Source organism: Muricoccus radiodurans, assembly GCF_050154705.1.
GTDB lineage: Bacteria > Pseudomonadota > Alphaproteobacteria > Acetobacterales > Acetobacteraceae > Roseomonas > Roseomonas radiodurans.
This window is the reverse complement of the sequence record NZ_CP189561.1, coordinates 2,896,349-2,918,206: the sequence shown is the minus strand read 5'-3', so window position 1 is coordinate 2,918,206 and position 21,858 is coordinate 2,896,349. Positions and strand designations below refer to the sequence as shown.

The 21,858-nt window shown below is 73.2% G+C and carries 17 protein-coding genes; 12 read left to right on the top strand and 5 right to left on the bottom strand.

Features of this window, described 5'->3' with window-relative positions; translation table 11 throughout:
- Nucleotides 1–151: 151 nt before the first annotated feature.
- The 3 genes from ACP6CK_RS14110 to ACP6CK_RS14100 form a co-directional block, all read right to left on the bottom strand.
- Complete coding sequence (locus tag ACP6CK_RS14110; protein ID WP_426959682.1) at nucleotides 152–1,648, bottom strand: tripartite tricarboxylate transporter permease; 1,497 nt, start codon at nucleotides 1,646–1,648, stop codon at nucleotides 152–154.
- Nucleotides 1,648–2,193, bottom strand: coding sequence for a tripartite tricarboxylate transporter TctB family protein (locus ACP6CK_RS14105; protein ID WP_426959681.1), 546 nt, complete (start codon nucleotides 2,191–2,193; stop codon nucleotides 1,648–1,650). The genes ACP6CK_RS14110 and ACP6CK_RS14105 overlap by 1 nt, the downstream gene beginning before the upstream one ends.
- 134 nt (nucleotides 2,194–2,327) lie before the next feature.
- Nucleotides 2,328–3,299 (bottom strand): Bug family tripartite tricarboxylate transporter substrate binding protein, encoded by a 972-nt coding sequence (locus tag ACP6CK_RS14100; protein ID WP_426959679.1) that lies wholly within the window; start codon nucleotides 3,297–3,299, stop codon nucleotides 2,328–2,330.
- A 153-nt stretch (nucleotides 3,300–3,452) separates the two neighbouring features.
- On the opposite strand from ACP6CK_RS14100, the gene ACP6CK_RS14095 reads away from it, so the two are divergent.
- From ACP6CK_RS14095 to rfbA, 6 genes are all read left to right on the top strand, one after another.
- Nucleotides 3,453–4,898 (top strand): hypothetical protein, encoded by a 1,446-nt coding sequence (locus ACP6CK_RS14095; RefSeq protein WP_426959677.1) that lies wholly within the window; start codon nucleotides 3,453–3,455, stop codon nucleotides 4,896–4,898.
- A complete protein-coding gene (locus ACP6CK_RS14090) occupies nucleotides 4,895–5,794 on the top strand; it encodes a hypothetical protein (RefSeq protein WP_426959676.1) in 900 nt (299 codons plus the stop codon). Before ACP6CK_RS14095 ends, ACP6CK_RS14090 begins: the two co-directional genes overlap by 4 nt.
- A 221-nt stretch (nucleotides 5,795–6,015) precedes the next feature.
- Entirely contained in the window at nucleotides 6,016–6,570 is a 555-nt protein-coding gene (gene rfbC / locus ACP6CK_RS14085) for a dTDP-4-dehydrorhamnose 3,5-epimerase (RefSeq protein WP_426955054.1), read from the top strand.
- Between the two features lie 10 nt (nucleotides 6,571–6,580).
- Nucleotides 6,581–7,708, top strand: coding sequence for a dTDP-glucose 4,6-dehydratase (gene rfbB, locus ACP6CK_RS14080; RefSeq protein ID WP_426955055.1), 1,128 nt, complete (start codon nucleotides 6,581–6,583; stop codon nucleotides 7,706–7,708).
- Nucleotides 7,708–8,640, top strand: coding sequence for a dTDP-4-dehydrorhamnose reductase (gene rfbD / locus ACP6CK_RS14075; protein ID WP_426955056.1), 933 nt, complete (start codon nucleotides 7,708–7,710; stop codon nucleotides 8,638–8,640). The genes rfbB and rfbD overlap by 1 nt, the downstream gene beginning before the upstream one ends.
- Entirely contained in the window at nucleotides 8,637–9,521 is an 885-nt protein-coding gene (gene rfbA / locus ACP6CK_RS14070; protein WP_426959675.1) for a glucose-1-phosphate thymidylyltransferase RfbA, read from the top strand. Before rfbD ends, rfbA begins: the two co-directional genes overlap by 4 nt.
- A gap of 183 nt (nucleotides 9,522–9,704) precedes the next feature.
- Here the strand turns inward: rfbA and ACP6CK_RS14065 are convergent, their stop codons facing one another.
- Nucleotides 9,705–11,669: a GSCFA domain-containing protein gene (locus ACP6CK_RS14065; RefSeq protein WP_426959673.1), complete on the bottom strand. Its 1,965-nt coding sequence runs from the start codon at nucleotides 11,667–11,669 to the stop codon at nucleotides 9,705–9,707.
- A gap of 188 nt (nucleotides 11,670–11,857) precedes the next feature.
- Between ACP6CK_RS14065 and ACP6CK_RS14060 the strand changes: the two genes are divergently transcribed.
- From ACP6CK_RS14060 to ACP6CK_RS14035, 6 genes are all read left to right on the top strand, one after another.
- Nucleotides 11,858–13,381 carry a GSCFA domain-containing protein gene (locus ACP6CK_RS14060; protein WP_426959671.1) on the top strand — a complete coding sequence of 508 codons (1,524 nt, stop codon included), beginning with the start codon at nucleotides 11,858–11,860 and terminating at the stop codon, nucleotides 13,379–13,381.
- Nucleotides 13,382–13,519: 138 nt separating this feature from the next.
- Nucleotides 13,520–14,218, top strand: a complete 699-nt coding sequence (locus ACP6CK_RS14055; RefSeq protein WP_426959670.1) for a hypothetical protein — start codon at nucleotides 13,520–13,522, stop codon at nucleotides 14,216–14,218.
- The gene (locus tag ACP6CK_RS14050) at nucleotides 14,215–15,306 is read left to right on the top strand and encodes a GSCFA domain-containing protein (protein WP_426959669.1); all 1,092 of its coding nucleotides are present in this window, start codon (nucleotides 14,215–14,217) and stop codon (nucleotides 15,304–15,306) included. Before ACP6CK_RS14055 ends, ACP6CK_RS14050 begins: the two co-directional genes overlap by 4 nt.
- A 10-nt stretch (nucleotides 15,307–15,316) precedes the next feature.
- Entirely contained in the window at nucleotides 15,317–16,438 is a 1,122-nt protein-coding gene (locus ACP6CK_RS14045) for an NAD-dependent epimerase/dehydratase family protein (protein WP_426959668.1), read from the top strand.
- A complete protein-coding gene (locus tag ACP6CK_RS14040) occupies nucleotides 16,435–18,819 on the top strand; it encodes a hypothetical protein (RefSeq protein ID WP_426959667.1) in 2,385 nt (794 codons plus the stop codon). Before ACP6CK_RS14045 ends, ACP6CK_RS14040 begins: the two co-directional genes overlap by 4 nt.
- Nucleotides 18,820–18,889: 70 nt before the next feature.
- Nucleotides 18,890–19,726, top strand: coding sequence for a glycosyltransferase family 2 protein (locus tag ACP6CK_RS14035; RefSeq protein WP_426959665.1), 837 nt, complete (start codon nucleotides 18,890–18,892; stop codon nucleotides 19,724–19,726).
- A gap of 24 nt (nucleotides 19,727–19,750) precedes the next feature.
- Here ACP6CK_RS14035 and ACP6CK_RS14030 read toward each other — a convergent pair whose 3' ends face one another.
- Entirely contained in the window at nucleotides 19,751–21,829 is a 2,079-nt protein-coding gene (locus ACP6CK_RS14030) for a prolyl oligopeptidase family serine peptidase (RefSeq protein ID WP_426959664.1), read from the bottom strand.
- Nucleotides 21,830–21,858 lie beyond the last annotated feature (29 nt).

Here is a 21,858-nt window from a genome sequence, read left to right as displayed (position 1 = left end):
GGGAGGCGCTGCCTCCCGGACCCTCCGCCGGGGGCCAGCCGTGGCCCCCGGACCCCGCGATCTATTCGACGCGGGTTCAGGGGGTGTGTTCACCCCCTGGTGGATGGGGTCCGGGGAAGGCAACGCCTTCCCCGGTGCCTTCAGCGCAGGCTCAGGCGCGGGTCTGCCGAACCAACCCCCACAGCCGCGGCCCCACCAACGCCAGCACCGCGATCAGCAGGATCGCCAGCGAGATCGGCCGGGTGATGAAGGTGGTCCAGTCGCCCTGGCTGATCGTCAGGGCCTGCCGCAGCGCCTGCTCCGCCATCGGGCCGAGGATCATGCCGATGACCACCGGCGCGGTCGGGAAGTCGAAGCGCCGCATGAACATCGCGATGATGCCGATGCCGTAGAGCAGGACAAGGTCGGTGACGGAGTTCGAGATCCCGTAGGTCCCGATCGTCGCGAAGACGAGGATGCCGGCATAGAGCTGCGGCGTCGGGATCTTCAGGATGCGCGCCCAGAGCCCGACCAGCGGCAGGTTCAGCACCACCAGCATGACGTTGGCGACGTACAGGCTCGCGATCAGCGTCCAGACGAGCGTCGCCTGGCTGGTGAAGAGCGTCGGCCCGGGCTGGATGCCGTAGGACTGGAAGGCGGAGAGCATGATCGCCGCCGTCGCCGAGGTCGGCAGGCCGAGCGTGAGCATCGGCACGAGGATGCCGGCCGCCGCGGCGTTGTTCGCGGCCTCCGGCCCCGCCACGCCCTCGATCGCGCCCGTCGTGCCGAACTCGTGCCGGTGCTCCGGCTTCACGAGCTTCTGCTCGGCGTAATAGCTCAGCATCGTCGGCATCTCCGTGCCGCCGGCCGGCATGACGCCGAAGGGGAAGCCGAGGAGGGAGCCGCGCATCCACGGCCCGATGGAGCGGCGCCAGTCCGTCGCGCTCATCCAGAGCCGCCCGACCGGCCGCACCTCCTGCCCGCCCTCCACGTGCCGCCAGGCAAGGTAGAGCGTCTCCCCCACCGCGAAGAGCGCGACGGCGACGAGCACCACATTCACCCCGTCCAGCAGCTCCGGGATGCCGAAGGTCAGCCGGGCCTGCCCGGTCTGCAGGTCGATCCCGACCAGCCCGAGCATCAGCCCGAAGGCGAGGGAGGTGAGACCCCGCAGCGCCGACCCGCCGAGCACGGCGGAGACGGTGACGAAGCAGAGCAGCATGAGGGAGAAGTACTCGGCCGGGCCGAGCTTCAGCGCCAGCTCCACCACGATGGGGCCCACGAAGGAGATGCCGAGCGTGCCGATCGTGCCCGCGACGAAGGAGCCGACGGCGGCGGTGACGAGCGCCGGCCCCGCCCGCCCGTTGCGCGCCATCTTCGACCCCTCCAGAGAGGTGATGATGGAGCCGCTCTCGCCCGGCGTGTTCAGCAGGATGGAGGTGGTGGAGCCGCCATACATCGCGCCGTAGAACACGCCGCAGAAGAGGATGAAGGCGCCCGTCGCCTCCACCTTGAAGGTGATGGGCAGCAGCAGCGCGATGGTCAGTGCCGGCCCGATGCCCGGCAGCACGCCGATCGCGGTGCCGAGGAAGCAGCCGAGCAGCGCCCAGCCGAGATTCGTGACGGTCAGCGCGTGGGCGAAGCCCATGCCGAGGTTGCTGAGGGTGTCCATCAGAGGATTCCCTCCAGGATGCCGGCGCCGATGTTCACGCCGAGCACGCGGTCGAAGCCGAGATAGGCACCGAGGGTGACGAGGATGCCGATTACCAGGTCCAGCAGCGGCCGGCGGGACCCGAAGGCGGCGCAGACAAGGACGTACTGGATCGTCGCCGCGATGACGAAGCCGAGCCAGTCGATGAGGGCGAGCTGCACGGCGAGCGCCGCACCCAGCAGCCCGATCGCCCGCCAGTTCGTCGGCGGGACGTCGGCCATCTCCTCCAGGCCCTGGGTCCAGCCGCCCCGCGCCGCAGCGACGCAGAGCCCGGCGCCGAGCACGACGAGGAAGACTCCCACGAGGTAGGGGATCGTGCTGGGCCCGACCTGCGCGTAGAGCGGGGAGGCCGGCACCGCCCAGGCGGCGTAGAGCGTCAGGGCGCCGAGGGCGACGACGAAGAGGCCGACGCCGAAGTCAGCCCCGGGCGTGGCGGGGGCCACCGGGCCCGTGGCGCCGATGGTGGCGGCCGGGCTTCCGTCCGGCTCGTCGAATCGCGTGGCCAAGGCCCGTTTCCCTTGCAATCCTTTCGGATGGTCTGGCACGGGCGGATGCGGGGCGCCAAGGGCCGCATGCCGCCGCCGGAGCCCGGCGGCGGCAAGCTGACGGGGATTTCATGCGCCCCGTCACGCGCTCTCCGTCAGGCGAGGCCGATGTCGCGCAGGACCGCGGTGGTGGCCTCGATGTCGCGGGCCAGGAAGGCCTCGAAATCCCCGCCGGCCAGGAAGGCGTTGTCCCAGCCGCGGGTCTCCAGCAACTGGCGCCAGGCCGGCAGGGCGTTCAGCTCGGTGGCGAAGCGCGTGTGGTTCGCGCGCACCTCCGCCGAGATGCCCGGCGGCGCGAAGAGGCCGCGCCAGTTGCCGATGGTGATGTCGATCCCGCTCTCCTTCAGCGTCGGGATCTGCGGGTCGGACCGCGTCTCGCCGGAAGTCGCCAGCGCCCGCATCCGGCCGGCCTTGATCTGCTCGGAGAACTCGGAGAGCCCGGAGATGCCGGCCTTCACCTGCCCGCCGAGGATCGCCGCCTGGGCCGGCCCGCCGCCGGCGAAGGCGACGTAGGACGCCTCCCGCGCCTGCCGCCCCACGGACTTGATGAGCTGGCCGAGGAGGATGTGGTCGATGCCGCCCGCCGAGCCGCCGCCCACCGCGACCCCGCCGGGATTGGCGCGCAGCGCGTCCATGAAGCCGCGGATGTCGTGGATGTCGGAGTTGGCGGGCACGACGATCGCGCAGGCCTCGTCCGTCAGCCGGGCGATGGGCACCACGTCCCGCACGCCGACCGGGCTCTTGTTGGTGATGGTGGAGCCGACCATGACCGCGCCCGCGACCATCAGCGCGTCCGGCCGGCCGCGGCGCTGGCCGACGAAGCGCGGCAAGCCCACCGCGCCGCCGGCGCCGCCCACGTTCTCGAACTGCATGGAGCCGACGAGGCCGGCGGGGCGCGCCACCTGCTCGATCGCGCGGCCCAGCCCGTCCCAGCCGCCGCCGGGCGCCGCGGGGATGAACATGTTCAGGCTTGCGTAACGCTGCTGCGATCCCTGCGCGAAGGCGCGCCCCAGGCTCAAGAAGGGAAGGGCGGCGGCGCCCATCAGCAGGTGGCGGCGGGCGATCATGGAGGGTCCTCCGAGGGGTCTTTCTGCCGCCCATCCTACCGGGCGCACGGGGTCCCGCAAACGGCGGCCGGGTGTGACTTCTGTGTCATTGCGCTGTGGCTTCCCGGCCGCGATATGCTGCGGCGCACCCTTGCGGGAGGTCGGAGGATGCCCATGCGCGGCTGGCTGATGGCGCTGCTGGCGGCCGGATTCCTGGTGCCCTCCACCGGCATCGCCCAGGACCGGCGCGCCCCCGCCGAGCGGGAGGCGGTGGTCATCAACGAGCTCGGCCTGTCCGTGCGGGAACTCTACGTCCGCCCCAGCACGGCCACCCAGCCCGGCGCCGACCGGCTGGGACAGGAGATGCTGCCGCCGGGCGGCACCTTCCGCCTGCGCCTCGGCCGCGACGCGACCTGCCGCTTCGACATCACCGCCGTGCTGGCCGACAACGCGACCGAGGAGAAGCGCGGGGTGGACCTCTGCCGCACCCCCCGCGTCACCCTCGGCGACACCTCCCTGCCGCTGCGGGAGGCGGCGATCATCAACGACAGCGACCTCATCCTCCAGGAGATCTACGCCGCCCCGCCCGGCGCGGCCTCCCGCGGGCCGGACCGGTTGGGGTCGGAGGTGGTGGCGGACGGCACGACCTGGCGGCTGCGCCTCGGCCGCACGCGGGACTGCGTCTTCGACATCACCGCCGTCATGGCGGACGGGTCGGAGGTGTCGCGCCCGCGCACCGATGTCTGCCGCGCCCCGCGCGTGAGCCTGGCCGATCCCGCCACGAGCTGGCGGGAAGCGGTCATCGTCAACAGCGCCGGCCGCGAGCTGGTGGCGCTGAACGCCGTGCCCGCCGGGCGCGGGGAGGGCGGGAACTGGGGCACCGACCGCCTGCGCGACGACGCCATCCCCGATGGCGCCCGCTGGCGCCTGCGGCTGCGCCTGCCCGGCTGCACCGCCGACCTCCGCGCCACCTACGAGGACGACAAGGCCGAGGAGAAGCGCGGCGTGGACCTCTGCCGGGAGGGCACGGTGACCTTCGACGGCAGCGGCATCCCGCGCCCGCCCGACCGCCCCGTGACGATCGTGAACCGCCACGGCGCGCGGCTGGAGGAGGTCTACATCTCCTCCACCACCGAGGGCGACTGGGGCCCGGAGCGCATCCCCGGCGGCGTCGGGCGCAGCGAGCGGCGGGAGCTGACCCTGCCGCTGGAATGCGCCGTGGACGTGCGCGTGGTCTTCGGCAACGGCGCCGCGGAGGAGCGGCGCGAGGTGGACATCTGCGCGGCGGCCGTGATCGTGGTCCGCCCCGGCTGGACCATCGCCGCCCGCTTGGACGAGGAGACGCCGCAGGGCGCCCGTCCCGGCCCGCAGCCCGGCAGCCTGCGCGTCCGCAACGCCGCGAGCCTGCCGATCGTGGAGCTCTTCGTGGACCCGCCCGGCGCGCCGCGCGGCGCGGACCGGCTCGGCGCCACCGTGCTCGGCGTGAACGAGACGCTGGACCTCGCCCCGCCGGAAGGCGCCGGCTGCCCCGCACGGCTGGTGGCGATCCTGCGGGACGGGCGGGAGATCGTGAAGGACGGCGTAGACCTCTGCGCCGGGGTGGAGATGCCGCTGGAATGAGGCGCGCGGCCGGCCTCGCCCTGCTGCTCGTCCTGGCACTGCCCGGCTGGGTGCTGTCCGGCTGGGTGCTGTCCGGTCCGGCCGCGCGCGCCCAGCCCGCCCCGGCGCTGACGCCGACGCCGACGCCGGAGGCGGCCGTGCCGGAGGCGCTGCGCGGCGCCTGGTTCCGCGGCGGCTGCGAGTCCCCGGCGGCGATGCTCGCCCTCTCCGCCCGCAGCGCCGCGCGGGTGCCGGCGGAGGGCGCCGCCCGCCTCCTCCGCTTCACCGAATGGCGCCGCCAGGGCGAGTGGTCCGTCACCACCGCCCGCGGGGCCGAGGCACCGCGCCTGATGCTGCGCGCCGCCGGCGACGCGCTGGAGACCGCCGAGCCCTCCAACAAGGCGCGGGAGGACCGGCTTCCCGGCGACGCGCCCCTCACCGCCTGGCGCCGCTGCCCCATCCCGCCCGCCGCGGCCCTGCTGCATGCGGAGGGCATCGCCTTCCTCGGCGCCCTGGAGGTGCTGGAGGCCGGCTGCGCCGAGGGTGTCCCGGCCTGCGCGGAGGCGCTGGTCCGCGTCGGCGACGTGTCCGGGGACAGGCTGGTCGGCCCGGCCGAGGTCGCGCGGCTCCTGCGCGGCGCGTCCTGGGTCCTCGCCGTGCAGGCGGGCAGCACGCCGGAGGGGCTGGGCCTCGTCGGCGGCGCCGGCGCGCTCGGCGGCGTCGCCGCGGCCCGGCTGATCGTCGAGAGCCTCGACTACGACGGGGATGGCCGGCTCTCCGCGCGGGAGCTGGCGCAGGACCGCGCCACGCTCCTGGCCGGCGGCACGGCCGCGGGCCGCCCCCTGGCGCTGGAGCGGATCGGGGAGGGCGTCGCCCTCCTGCGCGGCCTCTACGAGGGGCTGACCGCCTCCGAGTAGGGGCCGGAGGCCGTCCCGCACCTCGCAGCGGCGATTAACAATTCACACGACGAAGCGACCCGGTATGGTTGCCGCGAGGAGCTGAATCGGGGAGATAAGCTGCACCAATGACGCCATCAGCCGGGCCTGCGGCGCGCTTCTCGCTCTATCCGCCTCAGGAGGATCTGCCCCGCTTGACCCTCGCGACCTCTGCGGTTGGGTCTGTTCGGAGGAGTGGGAACGTGGAGGCGCGTGAGTTGCCGATCGAGGGGCCGTTGCTGGTGACGGTGCGTCGGTTTGGGGATGCGCGGGGGTACTTCATGGAGACCTACAGCCGGCGGGACTATGCGGCGGTGGGGATTGGGGCGGAGTTCGTGCAGGACAACCACTCGGTGTCGGGGCCGGTGGGGACGCTGCGGGGGATGCACTTCCAGTTGCCGCCGGCCGCGCAGGGCAAGCTGGTGCGGGTGCTGCGGGGGGCGGTGCTGGACGTGGCGGTGGACCTGCGACGCTCGTCCCCGACCTATGGGCGGTGGGTGTCGGCGCATCTGACGGCGGAGGGGGGCGAGCAGCTCTGGGTGCCGCCGGGCTTCGCGCACGGCTTCTGCACGCTGGAGCCGGACACGGCCTTCTCCTACAAGGTGACGGCCTACTACTCGCCCGAGAACGACCGGGGGCTGGCCTGGGACGATCCGGAGCTCGCCCTGCCCTGGCCGCATGGCCCGGAGGCCGTCACCCTGTCGGACAAGGACCGCCGGAACCCCCGCCTGCGGGACCTGCCGCCCTGCTTTCCCTGAAGGCTCATCGATGCGCGTGATCGTCACCGGCGGCGCCGGCTTCATCGGGTCCGCCCTCACCCGCCTCCTCGTGCTCGGGCGCGGGGACGAGGTGCTGGTGGTGGACAAGCTCACCTATGCCGGCGACCGGCGGACGCTGGCGGCCTGCGAGGGGCGGCCGGGCTTCCTCTTCGAGCAGGCCGACATCTGCGATGCCGAGCGGATGCGGGCGCTCTTCGCCGCGTTCGCGCCGGACGCGGTGATGCACCTGGCCGCCGAGAGCCACGTGGACCGCTCGATCGCCTCGGCCGCCCCCTTCATCCAGACGAACGTGATGGGCACCTTCGCCCTGCTCGAGGCGGCGCGCGCGCTGGTGGCGGGCTATGACGCCGCGCGCCGGGCGGCGTTCCGCTTCCTGCACGTCTCGACCGACGAGGTGTTCGGCTCGCTCGGCCCGACGGGCGCCTTCACCGAGGCGACGCCCTACGACCCGCGCTCGCCCTACTCGGCCAGCAAGGCGGGCTCGGACCACCTCGCCCGCGCCTGGCACGAGACCTACGGGCTGAACACGATCGTCACCAACTGCTCGAACAACTACGGCCCCTACCACTTCCCCGAGAAGCTCATCCCGCTGGTCACGCTCAACGCGCTGGAGGGGCTGCCGCTGCCGGTCTACGGCGACGGCGGCAACGTGCGCGACTGGCTCTTCGTCGAGGACCACGCCCGCGCCCTCGTCGCCGCCGTGACCACCGGCCGGGTGGGCGAGACCTACGCCATCGGCGGCCGCTCGGAGCGCACCAACCTGCAGGTGGTGCACGCCATCTGCGACACGCTCGACCGGCTCCGCCCCCGGATCGTCGGCGGCGCCGCCCGGCCCCGGCGGGAGCTGATCACCTTCGTCGCCGACCGCCCCGGCCACGACCGCCGCTACGCGATCGACCCCGCCAAGGCCGAGCGCGAGCTCGGCTGGCGCGCCTCCGTCACCTTCGAGGAGGGGATCGAGCGCACCCTGCGCTGGTACCTCGACCACGAGGCCTGGTGGCGCCCGCTGCGCGAGGGCCGCTATGCCGGCGAGCGGCTCGGCCTCCTGCCCGCCGACGCCGCGGCACCCCCCTCCACGCCCGCCACCACGCCCGCCACCACGCCTCGGGTCGCCTGATGCGCGTCCTCGTCGCCGGCCGCACCGGCCAGCTCGCCCTCGAGCTCCTGGCCCGCCTGCCCGCCGATGGTCATACCGTGGTCGCGCGCGAGGCGCCCGAGCTCGACCTGACCGACCCCGCCTCCATCGCCCGCACGGTCGAGGAGACCCGCCCCGAGGCGGTGGTCAACGCCGCCGCCTACACCGCCGTCGACCGCGCCGAGACCGAGCGCGACCTCGCCCACGCCGTGAACGCGACCGGCGCCGGCGCGCTCGCCGCGGCCGCCGCCGCCCGCAACCTGCCCTTCGTCCACCTCTCGACCGACTACGTCTTCTCCGGCGCGGGCGGCGCCCCCTACGCCGAGGACGCCCCCACCGGCCCGCTCGGCGTCTACGGCGAGACGAAGCTCGCGGGCGAGCGCGCCGTGCTCGCGGCCAGCCCGCGCGCGATCATCCTGCGCACCGCCTGGGTCTGCTCGCCCCACGGGGCCAACTTCGTGAAAACCATGCTCCGCCTCGGGCGCGAGCGCGAGGCCGTCTCCGTCGTCGCCGACCAGCACGGCGCGCCGACCTTCGCGGCCGACCTCGCCGACGCCATCGCCCGCCTCCTGCCGCGCCTCGCCGCCGCCCCGGCCGGCGACCCCGCCTTCGGGGTCTTCCACCTCACCGGCACCCCCCACACCACCTGGCACGGCTTCGCCGAGGCGATCTTCGCGGGCGCCGCCGCCCGCGGACAGAGGCCGCCCCAGCTCTCCGCCATCACCACCGCCGACTATCCCACCCCCGCCCGCCGCCCCGCCGACGGGCGCCTCGACTGCGCCCGCATCGCCCGCCTCCACGGCATCCAGCCCGCCGACTGGCGCCCTTCGCTGGCGCGCTGCCTCGACACCCTCCTCGGGCCCATCCCGCCCGGGTCCACCCCCTCTGGCCCCACCCCGGAGACCCCCCGATGAAGGGCATCATCCTCGCCGGCGGCAGCGGCACCCGCCTCGCCCCCGCCACCCTGGCGATCTCCAAGCAACTCCTGCCCGTCTACGACAAGCCGATGATCTACTACCCCCTCTCGGTGCTCATGCTCGCCGGCATCCAGGAGATCCTCGTCATCTCCACCCCCCACGACCTGCCGCTCTTTCGCCGCCTGCTCGGCTCCGGCGAGCAGTGGGGCATCCGCCTCACCTACGTCCAGCAGGACCGCCCCGACGGCCTCGCCCAGGCCTTCATCCTCGGCGAGGAGTTCCTCGCCGGCTCCCCCTCCGCCCTCGTCCTCGGCGACAACATCTACCACGGCCACGACCTCGAAGAGCGCCTCGCCGAGGCCCGCCCGAACGGCCCCGGCGCCTCCGTCTTCGCCTACCACGTCGCCGACCCCGAGCGGTACGGCGTGGTCGAGTTCGACGCCGAGGAGCGCGCCATCTCGCTCGAGGAAAAACCCCAGCAACCCCGCTCCGACTGGGCCGTCACCGGCCTCTACTTCTACGACGGCCGCGCCCCCCAACTCGCCCGCACCCTCTCCCCCTCGCCCCGCGGCGAACTCGAGATCACCGACCTCAACCGCCTCTACCTCGAGGAAGGCACCCTCCGCGTCATCCGCCTCGGCCGCGGCTACGCCTGGCTCGACACCGGAACCCACGACAGCCTCCTCGAAGCCGGCGAGTACGTCCGCGCCGTCGAGAAACGAACGGGCATGAAAATCGCCGCCCCCGAAGAAGTCGCCTGGCGCCGCGGCTTCATCAACGACAACACCCTCCAAACCCTCGCCGCCCAACTCAACAAAAGCGGCTACGGCCACTACCTCAACTCCCTCCTCAGCGACACAAAGCGACCCAAGGGATGAGGACAGCGGTACGCCGCTGATCGGACTCCGGGAGGCGCCGCCTCCCGGACCCTCCGCCGGGGGGCATGTGTGCCCCCCGGACCCCGCGATCTGTTACGACCCGGAGGCGGGAAGCTTTCCGGAATCGGCCGCGTCACCGCCCGGGACCATCGCCGTCCGTCACGACGCCGAGCCGCAGCGCCCCTAGCGGCGGCCCGCGTCGAGCAGCTCCTCCTCGCAGATCACCGCCTTCGCCGCCGCGTGCTCCCGGGCGAAGTGGGAGGCGGCGGGCGCAGAGCGCGCCTGCGCCGCCGCGGGCCGGTGCCCGGCGTGGTGGCGCAGGAAGACGCGCATGACATGGCCCACGCCCTCCTCCGTGACGGAGCGCAGGTCCTCCGCGAAATAGGCGCCCCGGTTGTAGTGGCCGGTGATGATCTCGTAGGACGGAAAATACTCCACCGCGGAGAGATCCTTGCACACCTCCTCCGCCGCGACGCGCAGCGCGGACTTGCTGGCGGTGGTGGAGACGAGGACGTGCCGGTTCTCATAGGTCGCGATCAGCGGCACCGGTGAGACCGTCAGGATGACGCGTGCCCGCGGGTTCACACGCAGCAGCCGGTCCAAGAAGCCGCGCAGATCCGCCTCCACCTCCGCGGCGGAGAAGTTGTGGAATTCATACCCCGCAGGATCGATGGAATCCGACACCACGCCCGGCGCGATCGGGAAGACGGCGCCGTCGGCGCGGGCCCGCCACGCCTCGGTCAGGCCGAGCGTGAAGACGAAGACGTCCAGCTCCCGCCACAGCCGCCGCACCGCCTCGAAATGCGCTTCCCGCGACGCGCGCAGCGCCTCTATCGAGGCAAAGCCCTCCGGCTCGATCTCCGGGCGGAAGGGGTCGATGAAGCGCTCGCCGCGCCGCCACGCCTCGTCGGCGGGCACGAAGCCGCCCTCCGCCCGGTCGAAGAGCTGCACGAGCTGCCGCGCGGTGTAGAGGTTGCCGTAGCGCGCGGAGAACACGCCGTAGTTCCGGCGCTCCGCCTCCGCCGGCGTCAGGCCCTCTGCGGCCTCGGCGATGAAGTAGTGATGGCCGCTCGCCTGCAGGTGCCGCGCGACATGCTGCGCGAAGCAGCTTCCGGCCGTCGCGATGCGCGTGTCCCGCACGACCCGCGTGCGGGCCTCCACCACCGGGTCGAGGTCGGCGGGCGCCGGGGCCGCGACGGCCCGGCGCCAGAACTGATGGTCCGGCAACCCGTGATACGGGTTCGCGCCGCGGCGGACGGGGTGGCTGCGGCCCCGGCGCAGATCGTGCAGGGCCTCGTAGCGGGGGTCGTCGAAGCGGCCGCAGGTGACCCTGTCCCGGTCCAGCGCGTCGCAGGCGGCGAAGCTGCGGGACACGAAGCTCGGCAGGTCCATCAGCTCGTGCCCCAGCCGCGCCTCCGACAGGATCCGCCCACCCTTGAACACCAGCCCGCCGGGCACGCCGAGGCGGGCGGCGATCTCCGGATAGACCGGCCAGACGAGGTTCTGCTGGAAGGGGTCCGGCAGCATGGATTCGGGATGAGGGATCACGAGGTCCAGCCCGAGCGTCCCCGCCAGCGCGCGGGCGATGTCGCCGAGGACGATCGGCTTGGGATGGTTCGGCGCGTGCACGAAGCAGCCGGTCGCCCGCCACGCGGCGATGCGCCCGCGCAGATCCAGGCCGCAGCTCTCGCCATCGGCCACCAGCGCCTCCACCGCCGGCTCCCAGTAGTCGTAATAGCCGAGCGCGCGGTACGTCTCGTCCCGGTACAGGCCGACTGTCTCCTCGGGCGTGAACCCGTGCTTCCAGGCATAGAGGCAGATGGCCGAGGACATGCGCCCGAAGGCGCTCGTCCGCCGGCAGCCATCCTCGTAGACAGCATCCGGATGGAAGGCGTTGAAGTAGACCTCCGGCATCGTCACCAGATCCGCCTCGTCGCGGCCGACCTGGCGAAGGGACCGGCCGATGCGGCGGGCGAACACCGAGTGGACGACGACCCGCCCCGCCCGCGACACCGCGGCGTCGAGCGCCTCCTGCGGACCCCTCAGCGTCGTCAGCGGGACATAGGTGATGTCGTCGCGCTGGCACATCACCCGCAGCAGGGACGCGATCCGGTCTGCCTGGCAGTTCCCGAACAGGGCAATGCTCATCCCGAGGCTCCTCCGGCCGAGGCCGTCCGCGCGCCGCAGCGCGCCTCATACCGTGGCGATGCAGGGCCCGCACCCATGTCGGCGCACCGCGCCGGCCGAGCAGCGATCATATTAGCTGCTGACCCGAATGCCAGGACCACCTACTGTCCGGGGCTGCCCCGCAACGGAACCGGAGCCGGCCACCCCGCATGCCGATTGAGCGAATCCCCGCCACCGAGGCATTCGCCCGGGTCCAGAAGACAGCACACGCCTTCTGGCCCGACGGACGCGGGCCGACGAACCGCCTGACCGGCGTCGCGCGGGCGGTCCCGTCGCCCTCCTTCACCTTCTCGCGCGACATGCCGGTGATGACCATCGGCTCCTGCTTCGCCCGCAACATCGAGCGGCGGCTGGTCCAGCTCGGCTTCGAGCTGCCGATGACCGCGGTGAACATCCCGCGGGAAGAGCGCGTCTCGGAAACCGCGAACGACATCCTGAACAAATACACCGTCCACTCGATGGAGAACGAGATCCGCTGGGCCTTCGAGGCGCCCGGCGTGCCCCATGAGGAGCTCTTCCTCGATCTCGGCGATGGCACCTGGCACGATCCACACCTCGCGCCCAACCTCGTCCCGGCCTCCTTCGACCGTGTCCTGGAGCGGCGGCGGGAGGTGCAGGCGGCGATGGCGCGGCTGCCCGAATGCGGGCTCGTCATCGTGACGCTCGGCCTCGCGGAAGCTTGGTACGACCTGCGCACCTCCCTCTACCTGAACGGCACGCCGCCCCGCGCGGCGATCGCGCGGGAGCCGGACCGCTTCTGCCTCGACGTCCTCGGCCATGACGAGATCCTCGAGGGCCTGGAGCGCATCCGCGCGCTGCTCGCCCGCTACGGCCATCCGGAGGCGCGGATGCTCGTCACCGTCTCCCCCGTGCCCTTCAAGGCGACCTTCACCGGGCGCGACGCGCTGGTGGCGAACAGCTACAGCAAGTCCGTGCAGCGCGCGGCCTGCGAGAGCTTCGTCCGGCAGCACGCGGACGTGGACTACTTCCCGAGCTACGAGGCGGTGACGCTCACCGACCGTCGGATCGCCTTCGAGGTGGACAACATCCATGTCCGGCCGGAGGTGGTGGACGCCATCATGGCGACGGTGCTGGAGACCTATGCCGGCGCCGCGCCCGGCGGCGCGGCGGCCGCGGGCGACGTGCCCGGGCTGAACCGCCGCAGCGATCCCGCGCAGGTGATGAGCGCCGCCTCCGCCTTCTTCCGGGAGCAGCGCTACGACGAGTGCGCCGCCGCCTACGACTACCTCTTCCGCAAGCACGGCGCGAAGCTGGACCACGCGATGCGGGCGCAGGCGCTGGCCCGCCACGGCGTCGTCCTGCTGCGGCTGCGGCGGACGCAGGAAGGGGTCGCCCAGCTCCTCGCCGCGATCGCCTATGATCCGGGGGATGCGCGGCTGCACTTCAAGCTCGGGATCGGCTTCTCCCGCCTGCGCCAGCCGGAGGAGGCGGCGCAGTGGCTCGGCAAGGCCGTCGCGCTGGATCCCCGCTCCGCGGATTACCGCTGGCGCCTCGGCTCCGAACTCATCCGGCTCGAGCGTCCGGAGGAGGCGGTGCTGCATCTGGACGAGGCGCTGCGCCTCGACCCCGACCATGCCGCCGCGCGCGACGAACTCGCCCGTCTGCACAGGCGGTCCCCCCGCAGCGCGCCGGCGCAGCCGGTAGCCGCCTGAGCGCGCCGCGCGCCGTGTCTCAGGCGCCGGGACTGGCGGCCAGGGAGGCCACCGGGTAGGCTTCGCGGGCGCCCCTCCCCGCAGGCGGCCGTCCTGACCGTTCCGGGTCCCCAGCGACAGCAGGAGTGCGCGCCGCGCATGGCCCCCAGGCCCCTCAGAGCCCTCGTCATCGGCCATTCCCACACCACGGCGATCGAGAAGGCCGTGCTCGCCGATCCGGGCCTGGACATCGTGGTGATCAACTACGGCAAGACCTATGAGGTGGGGAAGCGGCACAAGACCCTCGCGCCGGAGCTCGCGGAACTCTACGCGCCGGCGCGGGTCTTCACCGCCTTCGGCGGCTCCGAGCACAGCGTCTTCGGCCTCATCGAGGCGCCGGTGCCCTTCGACTTCCACCTGGACGCGGTGCCCGGCGTGGAGCCCGGCCGCTGGGTCGTGCCCTCCGGCATGATCCGGCGCACGCTGCACGCGGCCATGGCGCGCAAGATGGCGCTGGCGGCCGGGGCGCGGGCGCTCTTCGGCGTGCCCGTGGCGCATCTCTGCAGCCCACCGCCCTTCGGCACCATCGACGACCCGATGAACCTGCCGCGCGTCTTCCACGACAAGCTGGCCGCCGGCATCGTCCCGGCGCGGCTGCGGCGCAAGCTGCACCACGTGCACTCCGCCATCGTGCGGGACTTCTGCGCCGAGAACGGGATCGCCTTCCTGGAGGTGCCGCCCGAATCGATGGACGCGGAAGGCTATCTCCGCCCGGAGTTCGCGACGCGCGACCCGACCCATGGCAACCACCGGTATGGCCGGCTCGTGCTGCGCCAGATCATGGAGTGCGCCCCGTGACGCGGAACCACCCCTACCTCCACCGCCCCGACTACCAGTTCTGGAAGAACGAGCCGGCGCTGCGCGATCCCGCGCTCTTCGATCCCGTGACGAACCCCTCCTTCCGGATCGAGGCGGAGGAGCCGATCGTCACCGCGGGCAGCTGCTTCGCGCAGCACGTCGCGCGCCACCTCGCCGGCAGCGGCTTCAACTTCCTCGTCACCGAGCCCGCGCACCCCATCTTCTCCGCCGCGCTCGCGAGCGAGTTCAACTACGGCCTGTTCACCGCGCGCTACGGCAACGTCTACACGGCGCGCCAGCTCCGCCAGCTGCTGGAACGCGCCTACGGCTTCTACCGCCCGCTCGAGACGGCCTGGCACGCGCCCGACGGCCGCGTGCTGGACCCCTTCCGCCCGCAGATCCAGCCGGACGGCTTCACCTCGGAGGCGGAGCTGCTGCTCGACCGGGAGGTGCATTTCGCCGCCATCCGCCGGGCGGTGGAATCGATGCGCGTCTTCGTCTTCACCCTCGGCCTGACCGAGGCGTGGCTGGACGGCCGGGACGGCGCCGCCTACCCGCTCGCGCCCGGCGTCGTCGGCGGCACCTACGATCCCGTGATCCACCGCTTCCGCAACTTCGGGGTGGAGGAGATCGTGGCCGATCTGCGCTGGTCGCTCGACTTCATCCGGGACCGCAATCCCGGCGTGAAGACGATCATCACCGTCTCCCCGGTGCCGCTGAACGCCACCGCGCTCGACCGACACGTCGCGGTCTCCACCGCCTACTCCAAGGCCGTGCTGCGCGTCGCGGCGGAGCAGGTCTGCGGATCCACCCCGCTCTGCGACTACTTCCCCTCCTACGAGATCATCACCAGCCCCTTCACGGGCGGGCGCTACTTCGGGCCGGACAGGCGGAACGTGGCGGAAGCGGGGGTGCAGCACGTCATGTCGGTCTTCCTGCGCCACTACGGCGGCGTCGTCGCGGCCCCGGCCGCCCGGGAGCCGGGCGCGGCCGAGGCCATGAGCACGCATCTCGAGAGCATGGGCGAGATGGTCGCGGTGCTCTGCGACGAGGAGCGCATCACCAACACCGCCGCGGCCGCGGAGTAGCCGGCGGAGCATGACCACGACCGACGAAGCCCCGCCCCCCCGCGCCCTCGTCACCGGCGGCGCGGGCTTCATCGGCTCGCGCCTCGTCCGCGCCCTCCTCGCGAAGGGCATGCGGGTCTGGGTGCTGGACAACCTCCTGCCCCAGGTGCACGGGCCGGACGCCCGCTTCCCCGAGGTGCCGGGCGACGTGACCTGGCGCCGCGGCGACGTCCGCGACGCCGCCGCGCTGCGCGACATCGTCCGGGAATCCCGTCCGGACCTCGTGTTCCACCTCGCGGCCGACACCGGCACGGGCCAGTCGCTCGACCTCGTCGCGCGCTACTGCGACGTCAACGTCATGGGCACCGCCCACCTGATCGAGGCGATGCGGGAGGCCGCGCTGACCGCGCCGCGCATCGTCCTGACCGCGACCCGCGCCGTGTACGGGGAGGGCGCCTATCTCGACGCCGCCGGCGGGCTCGCCGTGCCGCCCGCCCGCGCCATAGAGGACATGGCCGCCGGCCGCTTCGCCCCGGTCCTGCCGGAGGGCCCGGCGACGCGGCCCATCCCGACGCCCGAGACCTGCCCGCCCCGTCCGGCCTCCATCTACGCCTCCAGCAAGCTCATGCAGGAGCACATGCTCCAGCAATGCGCCGCGGCGGCGGGCTGGTCGCTCGCGATCCTGCGCTTCCAGAACGTCTACGGCCCCGGCCAGTCGCTGCGGAATCCCTACACCGGCGTGCTGTCGGTCTTCATCGAGACGCTGCTGCGCGGCGGCGACCTGAACATCTACGAGGACGGCGAGATCGTCCGGGACTTCGTCTTCGTGGACGACGTCGTGCGGTCCCTGGTCATGGCCGCGGAGGCGGAACGCCTGGACGACGCGCCGATCAACATCGGCACCGGCCGCGGCGTCTCGATCCAGGAGGTCGCGCGGATGCTGGCGCGGGAGACGGGGCGCGACCCCTCCACCTGCATGCGCGTCACCGGCACCTTCCGCCCGGGCGACGTGCGGCACGCCGTGGCCGACACCGCCCGGGCGCGGGCGCTGCTCGGCTGGTCCCCCCGCGTGAGCGTGGAGGAGGGGATCGCCGCCCTGGCCGCCTGGGCCCGCGCCGACCGGGCCGAGGCCCCGGCCGGGGCCGGGCCGTGACCGCGCACGCCGCCCCGGCCGCCGGGACCGTGGGGGAGGGGACCTTCCCCGCCCTCCCGCGCCCCCGGCGCTTCCTGCTCGGCCCCGGTCCCCTGCCCAAGGGCTACGTCCGGGTCCTGCCGGAGACGCGCTACAGCCCGAAGACCGGCTATGGCTGGGTGGCTCCGCGCGGCCTCAAGGCCGTCGAGCGCGACGTGGACGACCCCTTCAGGCGCGCCGTCACCGTCGGGGCGGGGCTGGCGACCCTGCGCATCTCCCTGCCTCCCGGCGCCTGGCGCCTCTCCATCTCCTGCGGCGACGGAAAGGGTGTCCCGCGGGGCACCACCATCCGGATCGCGGGGGCCGCGGGCGAAATTCCGTCCGTGGCCACGCAGGGCCGCCAGTTCACCACCGTCACCGCCGGCGTGGAGGTGGCGGAAGACCCCGTGGATGTCGTCTTCTCGCCGGACGGCGCGCCCTGGGCGGTGAACAGCCTCGTCGCCGAACCCGCCGGGGGTGGTCCCACCGCGGTCCAGGCGCTCTCCCGCACCGTGCGGCGGAACGAGTGGAAGCTTCCGCCCGAGACCGGGGAGGGGGCGCGCGCCGTCTTCGCGGCCTGGCGCGCCGAGCGGCTCGACGACGAACCTCTCCCGCCGACCGGCCTGTCGCGCCGCGACTATCTCAACCTCGTGGTGGGCAGCGCGACCCGCTTCGCCGCCTGCCAGGACGCGGCGGGATTCATCGTGGACCCTTACAGCCACGTCGAGTTCCAGTACGCCACGCCCTGCTTCGCCTATGCCGCCGCCCTGGCCGCCACGGAAGGCGATCGGCCGGAACTCCTCGAACCCGCCCTCCGCGCCTTCCTGCACGCGAGCGACGCCCTGTCCCGCCGGGCCGCCGCGACGGGCCATGAGGATTTCTACCCCTCGCCCCTCGCGCACGCCTATCGCCTCCTCGCCCCGCGCGTCCCGGCGGAGCGGCTGGAACCGGCGGTCCGCGCCCTGCGCGGCTTCGATCCGTACAAGACCTACCGCAAGCGCGTCGGCGGGAATGGAGGCTCCGGCTCCAACTGGAACTGCAAGGCGCTCTCCGGCGAATACCTGCTCTCCACCCTCGGCCTGCGGGAGGGCTTCGGCTACGCGGCGGACTCCCTCCTCGGCCAGGGCAAGATGTTCAGCAACGAGCACGGCCTCTACGGGGAGGGCCCGACCACCTACGACGCCTTCCCCCGCGCCTGGCTCGGGGACATGCTCGCATGGGGCTATGACGGCCCCGCCCGCGCGGAGCTGGAAGAGGCCCTCGACCGCGGCGCGCTCGGCTCCCTGCTGCTGCAATCCCCGACCGGCGAGCTGGCCCCGGGCGGCCGCAGCGCCCACCACACCTGGCCCGACGCCGCGCAATGCGTGATCTTCGAGATCGCGGCCGCCCGCGCCCTCCGCGCCGGCGACGCGGCCCTGGCGGGCATCCACAAGCGCGCCGCCCGCCGGGCCCTGGCGGCCATCCGCCTCTGGCGCCGTCCGGAGGGCGACCTCCAGGTCGTGAAGAACCGCGCCCACCCCTCGCTGCGGCACGGCTTCGAGCACTACTCGATGCACGCGAACTACAACCTCCTCGCGGCCACGGCGCTCGGCTACGCCTATGAGCATGCCGGCGCGACCGAGGCGGTGGCGGAGCGGCCCACCCCGGCGGAGGTCGGGCACAGCTCTCTCCGCGTCGGCCCGCCCATCGACAAGTTCGTCGCCAACGCCGGCGGCACGCAGGCGGTGATCGCCACCGCCCCGACGCCGCGCCAGACGCCCCGGGGGCTGATCCGCGTCCACTTCGCGGACCAGCCCTCCTCCCTCGCTGTGGGAGATGGATCGCCGCCGGACCCCGTGCACGAGCTGCCGGAAGGCCCGCGGGCGGCGAGCGCGATCGGCCTCGCCTGGCACGCGCCGCAGGGCACCGAGCGCGACCTGGACGGCCACCCCATCGACAGCCTGGCCGCCACCCCGGCCAGCCGCGCCACCTGCGAGGCGGGCCCGCCCCGCCGCAGCGGAAACAGCCTTCTCTTCACGGTGGAGCACCGGCTGGAGGGCCAGCGCCCGGCCTGGGTGCGGGAGCACCACCTCCTCCGCCCGGGCGAGCTGGCCGTGACCTACGAATGGGCGGATTGGGACGCGCCCGTGCTGCTCCGCTGGCCCGTCTTCTCCTCGGACGGGGAGGAACGGGCCCGCCTGGACATGACGGGGTCGGGCCTCGTGCTGCGCCACCGCGGCGGCGCCGCGACCTTCCTGCTCGAGGGGGCCGTGCCGCTGCTCCTGGGCGAGCAGGACATCCCCTTCCGCAACGGCTTCTTCCGCGTCGCCGAGGCCCGCATCCGGCCCGGCGCCCGCCTCGTCATCCGGAGCGGGACGGCGTAAATCCGATCCGCCCCGGTCTCGGACCCAGGCGGGCGCGGAGCCCGCCGCCTTTCTGGAGAACCACGCTCCGATGAAGATCGCCGCCGTGCTCATGCAGAAGAACGAGGCGGATCTGCTGCCGATCTGGGTCGGCTATTACGGAGAGCAGTTCGGCCGGGAGAACCTCTTCATCCACGACAACGGGTCCGACGACCCGCAGGTGCTCGCCTTCCTCGACCGCATCGAGGCCGAGGGCGTCTTCGTCGAGCGTCGCTTCGACACGCCCGAGGACTTCGCCAACAAGGGCGGCATCCTCGCCGCGAAGATCCGCCAGCTCGACGCGGAGGCGCCGCGCGACTTCTACTTCCCGCTCGACTGCGACGAGTTCCTCGGCGTGCGGGACGAGAAGGGCAACGTCTCCTTCGAGATGGCGGACATCGAGGCGGAGCTGCGCCCGCACCTCGACTGCCCCGACGTGCTGACCCTCGCCGGCGGCTACGACAACCATCCCGGAGAGCCCGGCCGCTATGTCTACAAGGGCGGCCGGAAGAAGTGCTTCTTCGCCCGCGATGCCTGCGTGGACCTTGACCTCGGCTTTCACCGCGGCCGGTCCAAGACCGGCCAGATCTACGTCCCCACGCGCCTCGTGAACGCGCATTTCCACTTCAAGCCCTTCGACACGCTGCGCGCCCATGCGCGGCAGAAGCTCGTGGGCCGCGTGCCCGACTTCCGGGAAGAAACCCTCCGCGCCCACAAGGAGGCGCGGGGGAAGGGGATGCACCTCGTCGACCACCTGCTCTACCCGGACGAGGCCGCCTATGTCGCCGCCTTCACCGCCCGCTTCCGTCCGGGCTCCTTCGTCCCGCTCCCGGGGCTGGAGCGGAAGATGGCGGCGCTCGACCTTCCCGTGCCCTTCTCGGGCGGCTGACCGTCCGCCACGCCGCGCGGAACCCTAGGCCGGAACCGTCTCCTCCCACCCGATCGCGCGGCGCAGGAACGCGGCGCCGAGGGCTGCGAAGCCCGCCACCTCCCCGTTGTCCTTGCCGTAACCGTGGCCGCCCGCCGCCGGCTCGTGGAACAGGGCCGGGTAGCCCATGGCCTGGAGCTTCGCCGCCATCTTGCGCGCATGGCCCGGATGCACGCGGTCGTCCCGCCGGGTGGTGGCGATCAGGATGGGCGGATAGGCCCGCCCGGGCTCCGCGACGTGATAGGCGGAGATGTGCTGCAGGAAGGCCCAGTCCTGCGGGTCCGCCGGATCGCCGTACTCGGCGATCCAGCTCGCCCCGGCGAGAAGGCGGCTGTAGCGGCGCATGTCGATCAGCGGGATGGTGCAGAACAGCGCCCCGAAGCGCTCGGGGTAGCGCGTCAGCATGTTCGCGATCAGCAGCCCGCCATTCGATCCTCCCTCGGCAGCGATCCGCCCGGGGCGGGTGACGCCGCGCCGCACGAGATCCGCCGCCACCGCGGCGAAGTCGTCATGCGACAGGCGCTTGCCCTCGCGCCGCCCGGCCTCGTGCCAGCGCGTGCCGAACTCGCCGCCGCCGCGGATGTTCGCCACGACCGTCGTGCCGCCCTTCTCCAGCCAGAGCTTGCCCGCCATCCCCTGGTAATGGGGCAGGCGCGAGACGCGGAAGCCGCCATAGCCGGACAGGTGCACCGGCGCCGCGCCGGTCTCCCCGGCCGGCCCGGTCTGGACATAGGGGATGCGCTCGCCATCCACCGACACCGCCTCGTGCCGCGTGACGACGAGCCCGGTGGCGTCGAAGGTGGGCGAGGAACGCCGTAGCAGCACGGGCGTGGAAAGCCGCGTATCCGTCAGCATCAGGCTGGCCGGGGTGATCGGGTCCTCCACCTGGGCCAGCAGCGCCCCGTCGGATTCCTCCGCCACGCTGTCCAACGGCCAGAGATGGGCCACCCCCGTGCGCGGCAGGCCGGCCAGCCGCTCGCTGCGCCATTCCCCCTCTCCGGGGGTGAGGACCGTGAAGTCCGGCCGCAGCTCGTCCAGCACGGACACGACCAGGCGGCCGTCGCACCAGAAGAAGCCCTCCAGCGCCCGTCGCTCCCCCGGCGTGAACAAGACCTGGAAGCGCCGGTCGCCGTCCAGGAAGGCGTCCAGCCCGATGCCGAGCAGCGTGTCCGGCGCGTGGGTAATCCCCTCCAACGTCCAGGGGTTGCGGGGCCGCACCGCCAGCCACCCGCGCTGCCAGCGGGGCTCGGCATCGGCGGGCAGGTCGAGCCGCCGCAGCGGGCCCGTCCGGTCCCCGAGATGGACCGCGGCGTCGTAGAAGCCGATCTGGTCGGCGAAGACCAGCCGCCCCGGCACCTCCCGGTCCACGCTCCCCCAGGCGGCCATGTGATCCTCGTCGCAGGCGAAGATCACGGCCGCCGCTGCCGGATCGGTGCCGCGCGACCACAGCCGGACGGTGCGGGCATAGCCGGACCGCGTCGCCATGCCCTCCCCCAGGGCCGAGGAGAGGAGCAGCGTGTCCGCATCCACCCACCCCACGCCGCCCTTCGCCTCGGGCAGCACGAAGCCGCCCGCCACGAACGCCCGGGCGACGAGATCGAATTCCCGCAGCACCACCGCGTCGCCGCCGCCGCGGGAGAGGCTGAGCACGCCGCGCTCATGGGTCGGGGGCAGGGTGGTGGCGCCTTGCCAGACCCAGTCCTCGCCCTCGGCCCGCGCCAGGGCGTCGAGGTCGAGCAGCACCTCCCAGTCCGGGTCCGTCGCGCGGTAGCTCTCGAGGCGGGTGCGCCGCCAGATCCCCCGCGGATGCGCGGCGTCCTGCCAGAAATTGTAGAGCCGATCGCCGCGCCGGGTGACGTAGGGCAGCTTGTCCGGGCGATCGAGCGCGGCCTTCACCGCGTCCCGGTCGGCCCGGAAGCGCGCATCGGCCAGGCGGCCCAGCGTGGCGGCGTTCTGCGCCTCGACCCAGGCGAGAGCCCGCTCCCCCTCCACCTCCTCCAGCCAGAGCCAGGGGTCGTCATCGGGGGCCGCGAGAGTCGGACGGGGATCGACGGAGGAGGACATCGCCTCCTTCTACAGCCGCCGCCCCGCGT

Excerpts from the sequence above, each read along its gene's own strand:
- rfbB (WP_426955055.1), top strand. The coding sequence starts at position 6,581 with ATGCGCGTGATCGTCACCGGCGGCGCCGGCTTCATCGGGTCCGCCCTC.
- ACP6CK_RS14110 (WP_426959682.1), bottom strand. The coding sequence starts at position 1,648 with ATGGACACCCTCAGCAACCTCGGCATGGGCTTCGCCCACGCGCTGACC.
- ACP6CK_RS14060 (WP_426959671.1), top strand. The coding sequence starts at position 11,858 with ATGCCGATTGAGCGAATCCCCGCCACCGAGGCATTCGCCCGGGTCCAG.
- ACP6CK_RS14090 (WP_426959676.1), top strand. The coding sequence starts at position 4,895 with ATGAGGCGCGCGGCCGGCCTCGCCCTGCTGCTCGTCCTGGCACTGCCC.
- ACP6CK_RS14030 (WP_426959664.1), bottom strand. The coding sequence starts at position 21,829 with ATGTCCTCCTCCGTCGATCCCCGTCCGACTCTCGCGGCCCCCGATGAC.
- ACP6CK_RS14095 (WP_426959677.1), top strand. The coding sequence starts at position 3,453 with ATGCGCGGCTGGCTGATGGCGCTGCTGGCGGCCGGATTCCTGGTGCCC.
- ACP6CK_RS14045 (WP_426959668.1), top strand. The coding sequence starts at position 15,317 with ATGACCACGACCGACGAAGCCCCGCCCCCCCGCGCCCTCGTCACCGGC.
- ACP6CK_RS14100 (WP_426959679.1), bottom strand. The coding sequence starts at position 3,299 with ATGATCGCCCGCCGCCACCTGCTGATGGGCGCCGCCGCCCTTCCCTTC.
- rfbA (WP_426959675.1), top strand. The coding sequence starts at position 8,637 with ATGAAGGGCATCATCCTCGCCGGCGGCAGCGGCACCCGCCTCGCCCCC.
- ACP6CK_RS14065 (WP_426959673.1), bottom strand. The coding sequence starts at position 11,669 with ATGAGCATTGCCCTGTTCGGGAACTGCCAGGCAGACCGGATCGCGTCC.
- ACP6CK_RS14055 (WP_426959670.1), top strand. The coding sequence starts at position 13,520 with ATGGCCCCCAGGCCCCTCAGAGCCCTCGTCATCGGCCATTCCCACACC.
- ACP6CK_RS14035 (WP_426959665.1), top strand. The coding sequence starts at position 18,890 with ATGAAGATCGCCGCCGTGCTCATGCAGAAGAACGAGGCGGATCTGCTG.
- rfbD (WP_426955056.1), top strand. The coding sequence starts at position 7,708 with ATGCGCGTCCTCGTCGCCGGCCGCACCGGCCAGCTCGCCCTCGAGCTC.